14 protein-coding genes are annotated in these 13734 nt (G+C 68.7%); 8 read left to right on the top strand and 6 right to left on the bottom strand.

Annotated elements, in window-relative coordinates:
- Window positions 1-158 precede the first annotated feature (158 nt).
- From E4M00_RS13655 to E4M00_RS13640, 4 genes are all read left to right on the top strand, one after another.
- A complete protein-coding gene (locus E4M00_RS13655) occupies window positions 159-1370 on the top strand; it encodes an ABC transporter substrate-binding protein (protein WP_135121067.1) in 1212 nt (403 codons plus the stop codon).
- Window positions 1371-1372: 2 nt separating this feature from the next.
- Complete coding sequence (locus tag E4M00_RS13650; RefSeq protein WP_135121066.1) at window positions 1373-2569, top strand: ABC transporter ATP-binding protein; 1197 nt, start codon at window positions 1373-1375, stop codon at window positions 2567-2569.
- Window positions 2570-2578: 9 nt separating this feature from the next.
- Entirely contained in the window at window positions 2579-3493 is a 915-nt protein-coding gene (locus tag E4M00_RS13645) for an ABC transporter permease (RefSeq protein WP_135121065.1), read from the top strand.
- A gap of 83 nt (window positions 3494-3576) precedes the next feature.
- Window positions 3577-4395 (top strand): ABC transporter permease, encoded by an 819-nt coding sequence (locus E4M00_RS13640; RefSeq protein ID WP_420813455.1) that lies wholly within the window; start codon window positions 3577-3579, stop codon window positions 4393-4395.
- A gap of 141 nt (window positions 4396-4536) precedes the next feature.
- Here E4M00_RS13640 and E4M00_RS13635 read toward each other — a convergent pair whose 3' ends face one another.
- Window positions 4537-5526, bottom strand: coding sequence for an asparaginase (locus tag E4M00_RS13635; RefSeq protein WP_420813451.1), 990 nt, complete (start codon window positions 5524-5526; stop codon window positions 4537-4539).
- 2 nt (window positions 5527-5528) lie between these two features.
- Window positions 5529-6890 (bottom strand): 4-aminobutyrate--2-oxoglutarate transaminase, encoded by a 1362-nt coding sequence (gene gabT / locus E4M00_RS13630; RefSeq protein WP_135121064.1) that lies wholly within the window; start codon window positions 6888-6890, stop codon window positions 5529-5531.
- A 63-nt stretch (window positions 6891-6953) separates the two neighbouring features.
- On the opposite strand from gabT, the gene E4M00_RS13625 reads away from it, so the two are divergent.
- Window positions 6954-7427 (top strand): OsmC family protein, encoded by a 474-nt coding sequence (locus tag E4M00_RS13625; RefSeq protein WP_135121063.1) that lies wholly within the window; start codon window positions 6954-6956, stop codon window positions 7425-7427.
- On the opposite strand, the gene E4M00_RS13620 is transcribed toward E4M00_RS13625, so the two are convergent.
- Entirely contained in the window at window positions 7397-7657 is a 261-nt protein-coding gene (locus E4M00_RS13620) for a hypothetical protein (RefSeq protein ID WP_135121062.1), read from the bottom strand. The two genes, E4M00_RS13625 and E4M00_RS13620, sit on opposite strands and share 31 nt — an antisense overlap.
- A gap of 112 nt (window positions 7658-7769) precedes the next feature.
- Here E4M00_RS13620 and E4M00_RS13615 point away from each other — a divergent pair, with 112 nt between their 5' ends.
- Window positions 7770-8273, top strand: a complete 504-nt coding sequence (locus E4M00_RS13615) for a CGNR zinc finger domain-containing protein (RefSeq protein ID WP_135121061.1) — start codon at window positions 7770-7772, stop codon at window positions 8271-8273.
- A gap of 31 nt (window positions 8274-8304) precedes the next feature.
- Here the strand turns inward: E4M00_RS13615 and E4M00_RS13610 are convergent, their stop codons facing one another.
- Window positions 8305-9312: a LasA N-terminal domain-containing protein gene (locus E4M00_RS13610; RefSeq protein WP_135121060.1), complete on the bottom strand. Its 1008-nt coding sequence runs from the start codon at window positions 9310-9312 to the stop codon at window positions 8305-8307.
- A 34-nt stretch (window positions 9313-9346) separates the two neighbouring features.
- Window positions 9347-10102 carry a lysophospholipid acyltransferase family protein gene (locus E4M00_RS13605; RefSeq protein WP_240037126.1) on the bottom strand — a complete coding sequence of 252 codons (756 nt, stop codon included), beginning with the start codon at window positions 10100-10102 and terminating at the stop codon, window positions 9347-9349.
- A 67-nt stretch (window positions 10103-10169) separates the two neighbouring features.
- On the opposite strand from E4M00_RS13605, the gene E4M00_RS13600 reads away from it, so the two are divergent.
- Window positions 10170-11252 (top strand): 1-deoxy-D-xylulose-5-phosphate reductoisomerase, encoded by a 1083-nt coding sequence (locus E4M00_RS13600; RefSeq protein WP_135121058.1) that lies wholly within the window; start codon window positions 10170-10172, stop codon window positions 11250-11252.
- Between the two features lie 15 nt (window positions 11253-11267).
- Here the strand turns inward: E4M00_RS13600 and E4M00_RS13595 are convergent, their stop codons facing one another.
- Entirely contained in the window at window positions 11268-12188 is a 921-nt protein-coding gene (locus E4M00_RS13595; protein WP_135121057.1) for an NAD-dependent epimerase/dehydratase family protein, read from the bottom strand.
- A gap of 71 nt (window positions 12189-12259) precedes the next feature.
- Here E4M00_RS13595 and E4M00_RS13590 point away from each other — a divergent pair, with 71 nt between their 5' ends.
- Complete coding sequence (locus tag E4M00_RS13590; protein ID WP_240037124.1) at window positions 12260-13687, top strand: M50 family metallopeptidase; 1428 nt, start codon at window positions 12260-12262, stop codon at window positions 13685-13687.
- The last annotated feature ends 47 nt before the right edge of the window (window positions 13688-13734 follow it).

Raw genomic sequence — 13734 nt, 5'->3', positions numbered from 1 at the left:
AGGTGCTGATTTCGTACGGAATCCGCGCCGAATCCAACGATTTGATCACCAAACCGTGCTTACACGCGCGCAGTGTGCGAATATCGACCCACCCGCGAAGAATGCGGGCCGCGAGACGAGTACCACCAGTTCTGTGCCACCCGTGAAGGAGTCCGCCCGTGAAGCCCCGTGAGCTGCCCGCTGATCCGATGATCCAATCCCTCATCGCCCAGGCGAAGAGCTCGCAACTGAACAGGCGAGCGCTGCTCTCCGGCGCCGGTGCGGGAGCGACCGCGCTGGCCCTCGCCGCGTGCTCGACCGGGGGATCCGCGAAGCCGACGGCGGCACCCGACGAGTCGGCCACGGACAAGACGCTCAACTGGGCGAACTGGGCGGCGTACATCGACGAGGACGACGCGGGCAACTACCCCACGCTCGACGCCTTCACCGCCGAGACGGGCATCAAGGTCAATTACGACGTGGCCGTCGACGACAACAACTCGTACTACGGCAAGGTCAAGGACCAGCTCGCCCTCGGCCAGGACATCGGCGCCGACACGGTCTGCCTGACCGACTGGATGGTCGCCCGTTGGATCCGCTTCGGCTACACGCAGAAGCTCGACCAGGCCAACATCCCGAACATGAAGAACCTCACGCCGGCGCTCAAGGACGTCGACTTCGACAAGGGCCGCGAGATGAGCCTGCCGTGGCAGGGCGGCTTCGCCGGTATCTGCTGGAACAAGGAGAAGGTGCCCGGCGGACTGGCCTCGGTCGCCGACCTCTGGGATCCGTCGCTGAAGGGCCGCGTCGGCGTGCTCTCCGAGATGCGCGACACGATGGGCCTCATCATGCTGGAGCAGGGCGTCGACATCAGCGGCGATTGGGGCGACGAGGAGTTCTCGGCCGCCATCGACGAGCTCAAGAAGCAGGTTTCCGACGGCCAGGTGCGCAACATCAAGGGCAACGCCTACCTGGAGGACCTCAAGAGCGAGGACACCCTGGCGGCCATCTGCTGGTCGGGTGACATCACCGTGATCAACGCCGAGGCGGGCGACAAGTGGGAGTTCGCCATCCCGACGGACGGCGGAACGCTCTGGAACGACAACTTCCTCATCCCGATCGGCTCGCCGCGCAAGGCCAACGCCGAGAAGCTCATCAACTACTACTACGAGCCCGAGGTCGCAGCCGAGGTCGCCGCGTGGGTGAACTACATCACGCCGGTCGTCGGTGCGAAGGAAGCCGCCGCCGCCATCGACCCCGAGCTCGCCGACAACCAGCTCATCTTCCCCGACGAGACGACCCTGTCGAAGGCCCACGTGTTCCGCACCCTCACGGGCGCCGAAGAGCAGAAGTACCAGGCCGAGTTCCAGGCCATCCTGCTGGGCGCCTGAGCATGGCGGCATCGCAGTTCGCCGACAGTGGCGCCGATCTCACCCTGGTCGGCATCCAGAAGCGGTTCCCGGGCTTCACGGCCATCGAGGACCTCAACCTCGAGATCCCGGCAGGGTCCTTCTTCGCTCTGCTCGGACCGAGCGGATGCGGCAAGACGACGACGCTCCGGCTCGTGGCGGGCCTCGAGGAGCCGACGGCCGGACGCATCCTCATCGGAGGCAAGGACGTCACGTCGACCAAGCCGCACCAGCGACCCGTGAACACGGTGTTCCAGAGCTACGCGCTGTTCCCGCACATGACCATCCTCGAGAACGTCGCCTTCGGGCTGCGTCGCCGCAAGGTCTCCGACCCCGTCAACCGGGCCCACGAGGCCCTGCGGCTCGTCGAGCTCGACCACCTGGCTGCGCGCAAGCCGCAGCAGCTCTCGGGAGGCCAGCAGCAGCGGGTCGCCCTCGCTCGCGCCATCGTCAACCGTCCGGCGCTCCTGCTCCTCGACGAGCCCCTCGGCGCCCTCGACCTGAAGCTGCGCCGCCAGATGCAGCTCGAATTGAAGACGATCCAGGAGGAGGTCGGCCTGACCTTCCTGCACGTCACGCACGATCAGGAGGAGGCCATGACCATGGCCGACACCGTCGCCGTGATGAACAAGGGTCAGATCGAGCAGATGGGCGCCCCCGAGGCGCTCTACGAGCTGCCGCACACCGCGTTCGTGGCCAACTTCCTCGGGCAGTCGAACCTGTTCACGGGCGAGGTCGTCGAGTCGACCTCGGCCGTCGTCGCCGTCGATGTCGCCGGCATCCGGGTCGCAGTTCCGGTCGCTCGGGCCCAGCGTCACGCCGGCGCCGTCACCGTCGGCGTCCGGCCCGAGAAGCTGGCGATCCACCGCGATGCCCCTCCCGCGGACTCCGGCACCAACGTCCTCGGGCCCGGTCGCGTCATCGACGTGTCGTTCTCCGGAGTGAGCACCCAGTACCTGGTGGCCATCCCCGGCGCCGGAACCATCGTCGTGTTCTCGCAGAACCGCGAGTTCGGCCCGATCAGCCACGTCGGCGACGACGTCTGGATCAGCTGGAACGTCGAGCACTCCTTCGGGCTGGCGGATGTCCCAGACGAGGTGCAGCGGTTCGCCGGCGACACCGACACCAAGTCCATCGCGGCGCAGCGTCGCGAGGCGCTCATCGCCGAACTCGAGGACTAGGGGGCGACCGTGGCCTTCGCCGCCTTCTCGAGCACATCGGTCGTCGCCGAGCCCGCGCCGCGCAAGAAGAGCCGCATCGCGCTGTTCCTGCTGCTGCCCGGCATCCTGTACCTGGTGCTGTTCTTCCTGACGCCCCTGGTGTCGCTGGTGCTCACCTCGCTGCAGGCGCCGCGCGAATTCGGCGACATCGGCCAGTACGACTACGCCTTCAACTGGCAGAACTACGTGCAGGTGGTCGACGCCTACTGGCCGCACATCCTGCGCTCCTTCGGCTACGCCCTCGCAGCGACGGTCTTCGCGCTCGCGTTCAGCTATCCGCTGGCCTACTTCATCGGGGTGAAGGCCCGGCGCTGGCCGCTGCTGCAGAGCCTCATGCTGGTGCTCGTCATCGCCCCGTTCTTCATCAGCTTCCTGCTGCGCACCCTGGCCTGGAAGCAGCTGCTCTCCGATGAGTCGTTCGTGATCACGAGCCTCAAGGCGTTGTCGTTGATGGCCCCGGATGCGCACTTCACCGGCACGCCGGCCGCGGTCATCTTCGGACTGACGTACAACTTCATCCCGTTCATGACACTGCCGCTGTTCACGACGCTCGAGCGACTCGACACCCGCTACCTCGAGGCCGGAAGCGACCTCTACGCCAGTCCCTTCCAGGTGTTCCGCAAGGTGACCATCCCGCTCTCGATGCCCGGCATCGTGGCAGGAACGCTGCTGACGTTCATCCCGGCCGCCGGCGACTACGTCAACGCCAGCCGCGACTTCCTCGGAGGAGCCGACACGCAGATGATCGGAAACGTGATCGAGGCCAACTTCCTGGTGCTGCAGAACTATCCGGCGGCGGCGGCGTTGTCGATCATCCTCATGGCCGTGATCCTCGTGATCGTCGGCGTCTACGTGAAGCGAAGCGGAACGGAGGAACTGCTGTGAGCGGTGAGGGACAGGCGGGCACCGTCGTCGCGGGCCTCTTCGAGACCGAGAACGCCGAGACGGCCAGAGGGTCGCGCGCTCCGCTGCCCCGACCGCGACGCTGGTCGCCGAGCAGCTGGATCCTTCCGGCCTACGCCATTCTGGCGTTCATCTTTCTGCTGATCCCGATCGCGTACACGTTCATCTTCAGCTTCAACGACTCCCTCAAGTCGAACATCTCCTGGCGCGGGTTCACCTTCGACAAGTGGCTCAATGTCTGCGCCGTGCAGAACGGCGCCGTCTGCGAGGCCTTCGCCAACAGCATCGTGATCGGCGTCGTCGCCACTGTCGTCGCGACGATCCTCGGCACCATGATCGCCATCGCGATCGTGCGGTACAGATTCCGCGCACGGTCCGGGATCAGCCTGCTGCTGTTCCTCCCGATGGCGACCCCCGAGGTCGTTCTCGGTGCGGGCCTGGCCGCGCAGTTCCTCGCCTTCGGGGTTCCGAAGGACATGCTCACGATCATCCTGGCCCACACGATGTTCTGCATCAGCTTCGTCGTGGTGACGGTGAAGGCCCGCGTGGCGAGCCTCGACCCGGCGCTCGAGGAGGCCGGCCGCGACCTCTACGGGTCACCGACGCAGGTGTTCCTGCGGGTCACCTTCCCGCTGCTGCTTCCCGGGATCATCGCCGCAGCCCTGCTGTCGTTCGCGCTCAGCTTCGACGACTTCATCATCACGAACTTCAACTCGGGTTCGGTGATGACGTTCCCGAAGTACATCTACATCTCGGCGTCGCGCGGCATCCCGGCGGAGGCGAACGTCATCGCGTCGGCCGTGTTCCTGTTCGCGATCGCGCTCGTGCTCGTCGCCCAGATCTCCCAGGCGGCCAGACGGCGGAAGCTGGCGAAGCAGGGGTAGCCCGCACCGCTCGCTGATCCTCCACCCGCTCGCTGAGAACCCGACGGAGTCGGCGTTCGATGCGCATCCATGGCGGCGCCCCAGGCGCTTCGGCCGCGGACTCCGTCCGGGCCTCGGCGAACGGGTGGAACGGGTAGGGAACTACACCGTCGCGCGGATGCGTCCGACGCGGCCGGCTCCGCCCGTCACCCAGAGATCGAGCTCCTCCAGCACGGGCGCGACGGCCTCGGCGTCGAGAGCACCGGCCTGCACCAGCAGGCGCAGCGCGACGGCGTGCACGGCACGGATGTTCCCGTCGAGCACCTTCGCGGCCACGGTCGTCCCGTCGGGCGCCGTCATCACGATGCTGCCCTCGGCTCCGTACTTGGAGAACACGCCCAGACGCTCGATGGCGATGGAGTCGCCGAGACCCGGTCCGGCGATGACCCACGGATGCTCCCGCACGGCCTCAGTGAGTGCTCCGGCCTCGCGGTAGATCGCGAACGGCGACGACGGGGTCGACGTCGTGACGCGCTGGATGCCGCGGGCGAGGGCGGTGAGGGAGATCGCGTGCACGGGAGCCCCGCATCCGTCGATCCCGGTGGCGGCCGGCCGTTCGCCGGTGAAGCGCTCGACGATGTCGAGGATGCGCTTCTGCAGCGGATGCTCCATGTCGAGGTAGCCCTCGAGCGGCCAGCCGTTGGCGGCGCAGGCCGCGAGCATGGCGGCATGCTTGCCGGAGCAGTTCATGTACAGCGGCGACTTCGCGCCGTTGGCACGCACCACGGCGTCGCGGGCGGCCGTGTCCTGCGGGTAGGCCTCGGGGCAGGCGAGGGCCGACTCCGGCACGCCGGCGCGCGCGAGGACTCCGCGCACGAGGTCGACGTGCCGTGCGGTGCCGGAATGGCTGGCCGTGGCGATGGCGGCATCGGTGCCCCGCAGGGTGACTCCGCTCGACATGACGGCGACGGCCTGGAAGGGCTTCAGCGCCGAACGCGGGAACACGGGCGACGCGATGTCGCCCAGGGTGCGCACGATGTCACCGGCGGGGGAGATCACGACGGCCGAACCGGCGTGACGCGACTCGATGAAACCGCTGCGTTCGACCACGGCCATCTCGACCGAGTCCTCGACGTGGAATGTCTCCGTCACGATCAGGACAGCCGGGCGAGGGCGGCGTCGAGCACGGACAGCCCGTCGGCGATGAGTTCGTCGGTGACGGCCAGGCTGGGCAGGAAGCGGAGCACGTTCCCGTAGGTGCCCGCGCTCAGGAACAGCACGCCCTGCTGGGCGGCCCACGTCGTGATCTCGGTGACGGCCGCGGCGTTCGGCTCCTTGGTCGTGGACCCGGTGCCCGGCTGCACGAGCTCGATCGCGATCATGGCTCCGCGGCCGCGGATCTCGCCGATGATGTCGTAGGTGGCGGCCAGCTTCTCGAGCCCGGCCGTGAGGGTCTTCTCGATGCGCTCGCCCTCGGCGAGGAGACCGTTGTCCTCGATGGCCTCGAACACGGCGACGGCCGCGGCGCAGGCGACGGGGTTGCCGCCGAACGTGCCGCCGAGTCCGCCGGGCTGGGCGGCGTCCATGATCTCGGCACGTCCCGTGACGGCGGCCAGGGGCAGGCCACCGGCGATGCCCTTGGCCGTGAGCACCAGGTCGGGCTCGAGGCCGAAGTGCTCGCTGGCGTAGTAGCGGCCGGTGCGGGCCATGCCCGACTGGATCTCGTCGGCGATGAGCACGACGCCGTTCGCCGTGCACCACTCCTGCAGGGCGGGCAGATAGCCGTCGGCGGGAACCATGAAGCCGCCCTCACCCTGGATGGGCTCGACGACGAGGCAGGCGAGGTCGCTCGCTCCGACGACCTTCTCGAGCCAAGTCGTGGTGCGGGCTGCGGCCTCGGCGCCGTTGAGGCCGTCGTGATAGGGGTAGGAGCTCGGAGCGTGGTAGACGTCGCCGGCGAGCGGGCCGAACCCCGTCGCGTAGGGCATGGCCTTGTAGTTCATCGCCATCGTCAGGTTGGTGCGGCCGTGGTACGCGTGGTCGAGCACGGCGACGGCCCTGCGACCGGTGTACTTGCGGGCGATCTTGACGCCGTTCTCGACGGCCTCCGCACCCGAGTTGACGAGCACGCTCTTCTTCGCCCAGTCGCCGGGCGTGTGCTCGGCGAGCAGTTCGGCGACGCGCACGTACTGCTCGTAGGGCGTGATGGTGAAGAGGGTGTGGATCACGTCCTGCAGCTGGCCGGCTGCAGCGGCGACGACGCTCGCCTCGGTGTGACCGACGGTGGTGACTCCGATGCCTGCACCGAAGTCGATGAACCTGTTGCCGTCGACGTCGACGAGGATGGCGCCATTGGCCTTCTCGATGTACACCGGGAGCGTGGAGGAGACCCCGGAGGAGACCACCGCCAGGCGTCGTTCGTGCAGTTCCCGGGACTTCGGGCCGGGAACGGCCGTGACGATGCTGCGCTCCTGAGGAACTGAGGTGACGGGGGCGTCGAGAGAGGTGAAAGTCATGGTGCCTCCAGCTTATCCTCGACGAGGAGACAGCCAGCAGGCACGCAGAACGGAGCTCACGCCATGGATTTCGACCACCACTACGCCGTTGCGGTGGATTGGCAGGGCGACCGGGGGACCGGCACGAGCGGGTACCGGGAGTACGGTCGCGAGCATCTCGTGACGGCATCCGGCAAGCCGGCCATCGATGGTTCAGCCGACCCGGCCTTCCGCGGTGATCCGGCCCGCTGGAATCCCGAGGAGATGCTGCTCGCCGCTCTCGCCCAGTGCCACATGCTGTCGTACCTGCACGTCGCCGTCACCCATGGCGTCGTCGTGACGGGGTACTCGGATGCCGCCGTCGGCACGATGCGCCAGACGCACGACGGCGGCGGTCATGTCACGGGCGTCACTCTGCGCCCGCGAGTGGAGGTCGCCGACGCCTCGATGATCGAGCTCGCCTCGAGCCTGCATCACGAGGCGTCGGAGAAGTGCTTCATCGCGGCGTCGGTCAACTTCCCGGTGGCTCACGAGCCGGAGACGCGCGCCCGCAGCTGAGAGGAGTGCCGTGCCCGAGTGACCTCGTGGGCGGCATCGGCCTGATCGGCGAGGGCGGCAGCCTCGTCCTGCATGGCCCAGCGGTGGATGGCGGCGGCCCACCGGCCGTCGCGCTCGAGGGGTTCCAGTTCGGCCGCCTCGTTCACCTGCTGGTGACGCAGGTTCTCGTCGTCGCTGCTGTGGTCGAGCACGCGCACGTCGCGAGTGGCCCAAAGGGTGAGGGGATTCATGATCAGTGCTCCATTGCTGTATCCGACCCTGAGTCGGTTCGGTCTGATAACCAGCTATTCCTGATTGGTAGTTACACGGTACCGTAACCACTATTCGATGTACAGTGGTTATATGACGGATGGCGGGAATGTGCTGACGAGTGACGGTTCCGGCGCGACGGCGCACGAGGACCTCCTCGTGGACTTCCTCAACACCCTCGATGTGGAGGAACTGACCGACACCCTCGCGTCCGAGGGGGAGTTGGCGACCTGGGCCACGGCACGCGGGTTCGTCCCCGGCGGACTCGAGCAGGTGCTCGCCGTGCGCAACGCCCTGCGTGCGCTGGCCAGCGGGGAGGAGGCCGAGCTCCCCGACCTGCCCGTACGCGTCGCCATCACGGCTCGGTCGGTGACGCTCACGCCGTCGACGGTGGCTGAAGCGGTGCTGGCCAGCGCGCTCACTCTCGGCATCGAGGGACGGCTGCGGCGCGTGAAGCTCTGCTACGCGCACGATTGCGCCTGGGCGTTCTACGACAGGTCCCGCAACGGCTCGCGCACCTGGTGCGACATGGGAGTGTGCGGGAACCGGGCCAAGGTGCGCACGTACCGGGCCAACAACCCGGGGCCGCCCCGCTGATGAAGACCCGCTGAGGTCACCCTCGGACGACCTATCCGAGCAGCCGCTGATCCTCCACGTCGTCGAGCACCCAGCGCGGCGCGTCGCAGGGCTGCCCGCCGACGAGGTTCGCGCACGGTCCGAAGATCGTCGGATACGGCTCGGTGTCGGGGGAACCGAACCACTTCGAGTACAGCAGCCAGAAGTTCAGGTTGCCGTGGGTCGAGCAGTCGTCGCCCTCGCCCTTCAGGTCCGCCAGGGCGGCCTTGTTCGGCTGGTACGGCGTGTAGTTGTAGAGGTTCGCCGTCGCCTGGTTGGCGACCTTCACCACGGTCGACCCGCATGCGGCATCGGGGTTGAAGCCGACCGGCACGGCCCCGATCCTGTAGGCGCGATCGGGATGCTGCGTGTACTGCCGGAACTGCCAGGCCGCGTTGTAGACCTGGTTGAAGAAGCCGAAGTACTTCTGGTCGCAGTCGGCCGTGTCGGGGCATCCGTACCCCGTCGCCCGCAGATAACCCGAGGCGTTCGGCCGGGTGACCAGCGACTGCTCCTTCTGCAGGAGCACGAGCAGCACGCGCGGGCTGACGCCGCAGGCTGCAGCCACCTTCGTGATGATGCGTGCGGCCGACTCGTCCTTCCCGGGCAGGTAGGCGTCGCAGTGGCCGCGCTCGACGGCGGCCTGGAACGTGGTGTCCTGGCTGAAGTCGCGCAGGCACGGCGACTCGTCGCGCGGCTTGCACGGCGCGGAGTCGAGGAAGTCCTGCACCTGCTCCTCGGTCATGGCGGCACTGTTGAAGAAGTTGTAGTCGCTGATGATCAGCCCGGGATCGAAGTCGTCTCCGTCGGTCTGCTCGGCCCCCACGGCCGCGGCGTAGAACGGATGCGACTGCACAGCCGCGAGCGTCGACGCCCCGAGCCCGGACACGGCGCCGGCGGCGGTGAACCCGCCGGCCCGAGCGTCGGGGGCGGGGGAGCCCGCGATCACGACACCCGCCAGGACGACGGCGGCCACGGCCGCGCAGATGCGGCGCAGGAGGGGGCGGGTCGGGCTGGTCACCGTTCGACCCTAACGGCGACGCCTGACGGATGCCTCAGCGACGCTCGCGGGGGAGCACGCGGTCGACGAGCTTCGCGACGCCGTGCTGCGGCGACTCGTTGTAGGCGTTCGCCAGTTCCTGACCGCTCAGGGAGTGGATGGCCGCCATGATCTCGTCGGTCGCGTGGCGCCGGGCCCGTCCGGAATCGGGATTGCCGTGCACGCTCAGGTCGAGCGGTTCCCCGAAGGCCACGGTGAAGCGGTGCGGACGCGGGAACTTCGTCCCGACGGGCTGGATCTTGTCGGTGCCGAGCAGGCCGACGGGAACGACGGTCGCCCCTGTCGTGAGGGCGAGGAACGCGACGCCGGTGCGCCCCTTGTACAGCCTGCCGTCGAGGGAGCGGGTGCCCTCCGGGTAGAGCGCGAAAGCCCCACCGCTCTCGAGGATGCGGGTGCCGATCTCGAGGGATTCCTGCCCGGCGGCTCCGGCTCCGCGTTCGACGGGCACCACGCCGATGGAGGTGAACCACCAGCGCGTGATCGCGCCGCCGATGCCGGTGCCCTCGAAGTAGGTGGACTTGGCCATGAACTGCAGGCGCCTCGGTGCGACGCTCGGGATGGCGATGCTGTCGATGAACGACAGATGGTTGCTGGCGAAGATAACCGGGCCGGTGCGCGGCACGTTGGCGCGCCCGCTGACCCGCGGACGGAAGTAGAGCCACACGATCGGCCAGAGCAGCGCCTTGCAGAGTGCGTACACGAAGCCCGGCCGACGGATCGGCTGCGGTGTCGTCGTGTCCTCGTCGGCCATCCGTTCACCGTAGTCCGAACTACATGCGCCGGTGAGCATGCACGGAGGGCCGCGTAGAGTGACGCAGGTGAAGCGGATCATCATCCTCGGCTCGACGGGCTCCATCGGCACGCAGGCGCTCGACGTCATCGGCGCCCATCGCGACAGGTTCGAGGTGGTCGGTCTCGCAGCAGGATCGAACCGCGCCCGCGTCGCAGAACAGGCCGCGGCCTTCGGCGTCGAGCACACGGCGTTCGGCGAGATCGAGGCCGAGCAGATGGTGCGCTCTGTCGACGCCGACGTCGTCGTCAACGGCATCACCGGGTCCATCGGCCTCGGTCCGACCCTCGCGGCGCTCGAGACCGGGCGCACCCTCGCCCTCGCCAACAAGGAATCGCTCATCGTCGGCGGCGAACTGGTGAAGGCCATCGCGGCTCCGGGGCAGATCGTGCCCGTCGATTCCGAACACTCCGCCATCGCGCAGGCCCTCCTGGCCGGTGCGCCGAACGAGGTGCGCCGCCTCGTGCTCACGGCGTCCGGCGGCCCGTTCCGCGGTCGCTCTCGTGCCGAGATGACGGATGCCTCTCCTCGCGACGCCCTCGCCCACCCCACGTGGGACATGGGCCTCGTCGTCACCACCAACTCCGCGACCCTCGTGAACAAGGGGCTCGAGGTGATCGAGGCGCACCTCCTGTTCGACGTGCCGTACGACGCCATCGAGGTGACGGTGCATCCGCAGTCGGTCATCCACTCGATGGTCGAGTTCGTCGACGGATCGACCATCGCCCAGGCCTCGCCGCCCGACATGCGGCTGCCCATCTCGCTCGGACTGGACTGGCCGAACCGGGTCGCCGGAGTCGGTGTCCCGCTGGACTGGACCCAGGCTCACACCTGGACGTTCGCCCCGCTCGACGAGGTCGCTTTCCCCGCCGTCGCGCTCGCGAAGAGGGTGGGGCGCGCCGGCGGCACCTATCCCGCGGTCTTCAACGCGGCGAACGAGCAGGCCGTGCACGCCTTCCACTCCGGCCGCATCGGCTTCCTCGACATCGTGGACACCGTGGAGCGGGTGGTCGACGCCCACGCTCCGGAATCGGGCAGCCTCACGCGCGAATCGTTGGCACAGGCCGAGCTCGACGCCCGCGCCGCGGCCGACGCGCTCATCGCAGGCTGACCCGGCAGGCCCGACTCACCCGGCCGTGCGCAGGGACTCCACCGTCGTGCGCAGCGCCTCCGACCACGGCGTCGCCGACACCCCGAGCAGCCGCTCGGTCTCGGTGGAGTCGATGACGAACGGCGTGCGGAACTGGTAGCTCGACGCCACGATCTCCCGGATCTCGCCGTTGACCAGCCCGAGGGCCTTGAGCATCGCCGTCGGATACGGCCGGATGCTGCCGCTCGAGCCCCAGCCGGCGTTCACCTCGGCGACGATGGCCGTGCGCGTGCGGGGCTCTCCGCTGGGCACGTGCCAGACCCGGCCCCACTGCCCGGTGTGGTGCGCTGCCGCGATGAGCGTCGCCACGATGTCGGGCAGGAAGCTCCAGCTGTGCACGGCGTCGGCATCGCCGATGATGCGCGCCGTCTTCGAGGCGAGCACAGGGCCGAGGAAATCGCTTCCGAGGTGGGCGTTGCGCCCGGCACCGGGCCCGAAGTAGTCGCTCGCCCGCACCTCGACCCCGCGGATCTCGCCGCGCTCCGTGGCCTCGCGCACCCGGGCCCAGCCGTCGCGGCGCACCAGCCCCTTCGTCTCCGTCGTGGTCTCAGGGGACGTCTCGGTCATCGGCCCTGACGGCACGCCGTAGGAGTAGAGGTTGCCCATCACCACGAGGGCGGCTCCGGATGCCGCTGCCGCCGTGATCGCGGCCTCGAAGATCGGCGGCCACTGCTCCCTCCAGCGGTCGTAGGGCGGATTCGTCACCAGGAAGATCGTGTCGGCGCCCACGGCTGCGGCACCGAGGGCCGCGGCATCTGAGGCATCGGCCGTGGCCGACGTCGCTCCGGGTACGGCCCGTCCGTCGCGGGTCGCGACGACGACGCTGTCCCCCCTCGCCACGAGTTCCTGCGTGAGGAGAGAGCCGATCAGTCCGTGTCCGACGACGAGGTGACGCATCCGTCGACCGTAGCGAAGGTGTCCAGCCGGCCACCAGCCCCTTCCAAGCTTCGCGCGGCTACTCTGAGCGAGTGGAAACCGTGCTGCCCTTCATCCTCGGCGTCGTCATCGTGGCGCTGGGCCTCGCCGTCTCCATCGCACTGCACGAGGTGGGGCACCTCGTTCCGGCGAAGCTCTTCGGGGTCAAGGTCACGCAGTACATGATCGGCTTCGGGCCCACCATCTTCTCGAAGCGCCGTGGCGAGACCGAGTACGGCCTCAAGGCCATCCCGCTCGGCGGCTACATCTCGATGATCGGCATGTTCCCGCCGCACAAGGGTGAGAAGGTGCGCGAGGGCGGCACCGGCTTCTTCCAGACGCTGGTGCAGGAGGGTCGCACGGACTCCGGGCCTGTCACCTCGGCCCTCGACGACTCGATCGACGCCCGTGAGGCGGAGAAGGGCGGCTACTTCGGACGCATGGCGGCCGATGCCAGGGCCGCCAGCGCCGAGACCATCACCGAGGGCGACGAGCACCGCGCCTTCTACCTGCTCCCCGTGTGGAAGCGCATCATCATCATGTTCGGCGGCCCGTTCATGAACCTCGTGATCGCCGTCGTGCTGTTCGCGGTCCTGCTCATGGGCTTCGGCACGGCGCAGGCGTCGACGACTGTCGGCAGCGTCTCGGCCTGCGTGCTCCCCGCGACCAGCGAGCGGCAGACCTGCGAGTCGACGGATGCTCCCTCTCCCGCCGCAGCCGCCGGCCTCCTGCCCGGCGATCGCCTCGTCTCCATCGACGGCGAGCCTGTCACCAGCTGGGACGCGTCGACGGCCGTCATCCGCGAGTCCTCCGGCCGGGACCTCGTGGTCGTCGTCGAGCGCGACGGCTCCGAGCAGACCCTCACCGTCACGCCGCTGCCGGCCGAGCGCTACGTCTACGACGACGCAGGCAAGAACGTTCTCGATGCGGACGGCAAGCCGGAGACGGCCACCTACGGCTTCGTAGGGATCGGTCCGGCCAGCGAGCTGGTGCCGCAGCCGGCGTCGGCAGTGCTGCCCGCCGTCGGCGAGAACATCGCCGGGGTCGCCCACATCATCATCAACCTGCCCGAGCGCATGGTGGGCATCGCCCAGGCCGCCTTCGGAACGGGGGAGCGCGACCCGAACGGCCCGATCAGCGTGGTCGGCGTCGGCCGGGTGGCCGGCGAGATCGCCAGCATCGACACCATCCCCCTCCAGTCGAAGGCCGCGAGCCTCATCGGGCTCATCGCCTCGCTCAACATCGCCCTCTTCGTGTTCAACCTGGTGCCTCTGCTCCCGCTCGACGGCGGTCACATCGCGGGCGCCCTCTGGGAGGCGATCCGTCGCGGCTTCGCGAAGCTGGCCGGGCGCCGCGATCCGGGTCCTGTCGACATCGCCAAGCTGATGCCGCTCACCTTCGCCGTCGTCATCATCCTCGGCGGCATGAGCCTGCTGCTGGTCTACGCCGACATCGTCAAGCCCATCAACATCTTCGGCTGATCCTCAGGGCTCGCCCCGAGTCCGTGCACCGGAGCGGTGTCGCCACC

Origin of the sequence: Orlajensenia leifsoniae (genome assembly GCF_004570845.1) — a bacterium.
In the GTDB taxonomy this organism is placed as follows: domain Bacteria; phylum Actinomycetota; class Actinomycetes; order Actinomycetales; family Microbacteriaceae; genus Orlajensenia; species Orlajensenia leifsoniae.
The sequence above is the reverse complement of the archived record's forward strand: the minus strand, read 5'-3'. Positions and strand labels throughout refer to the sequence as shown.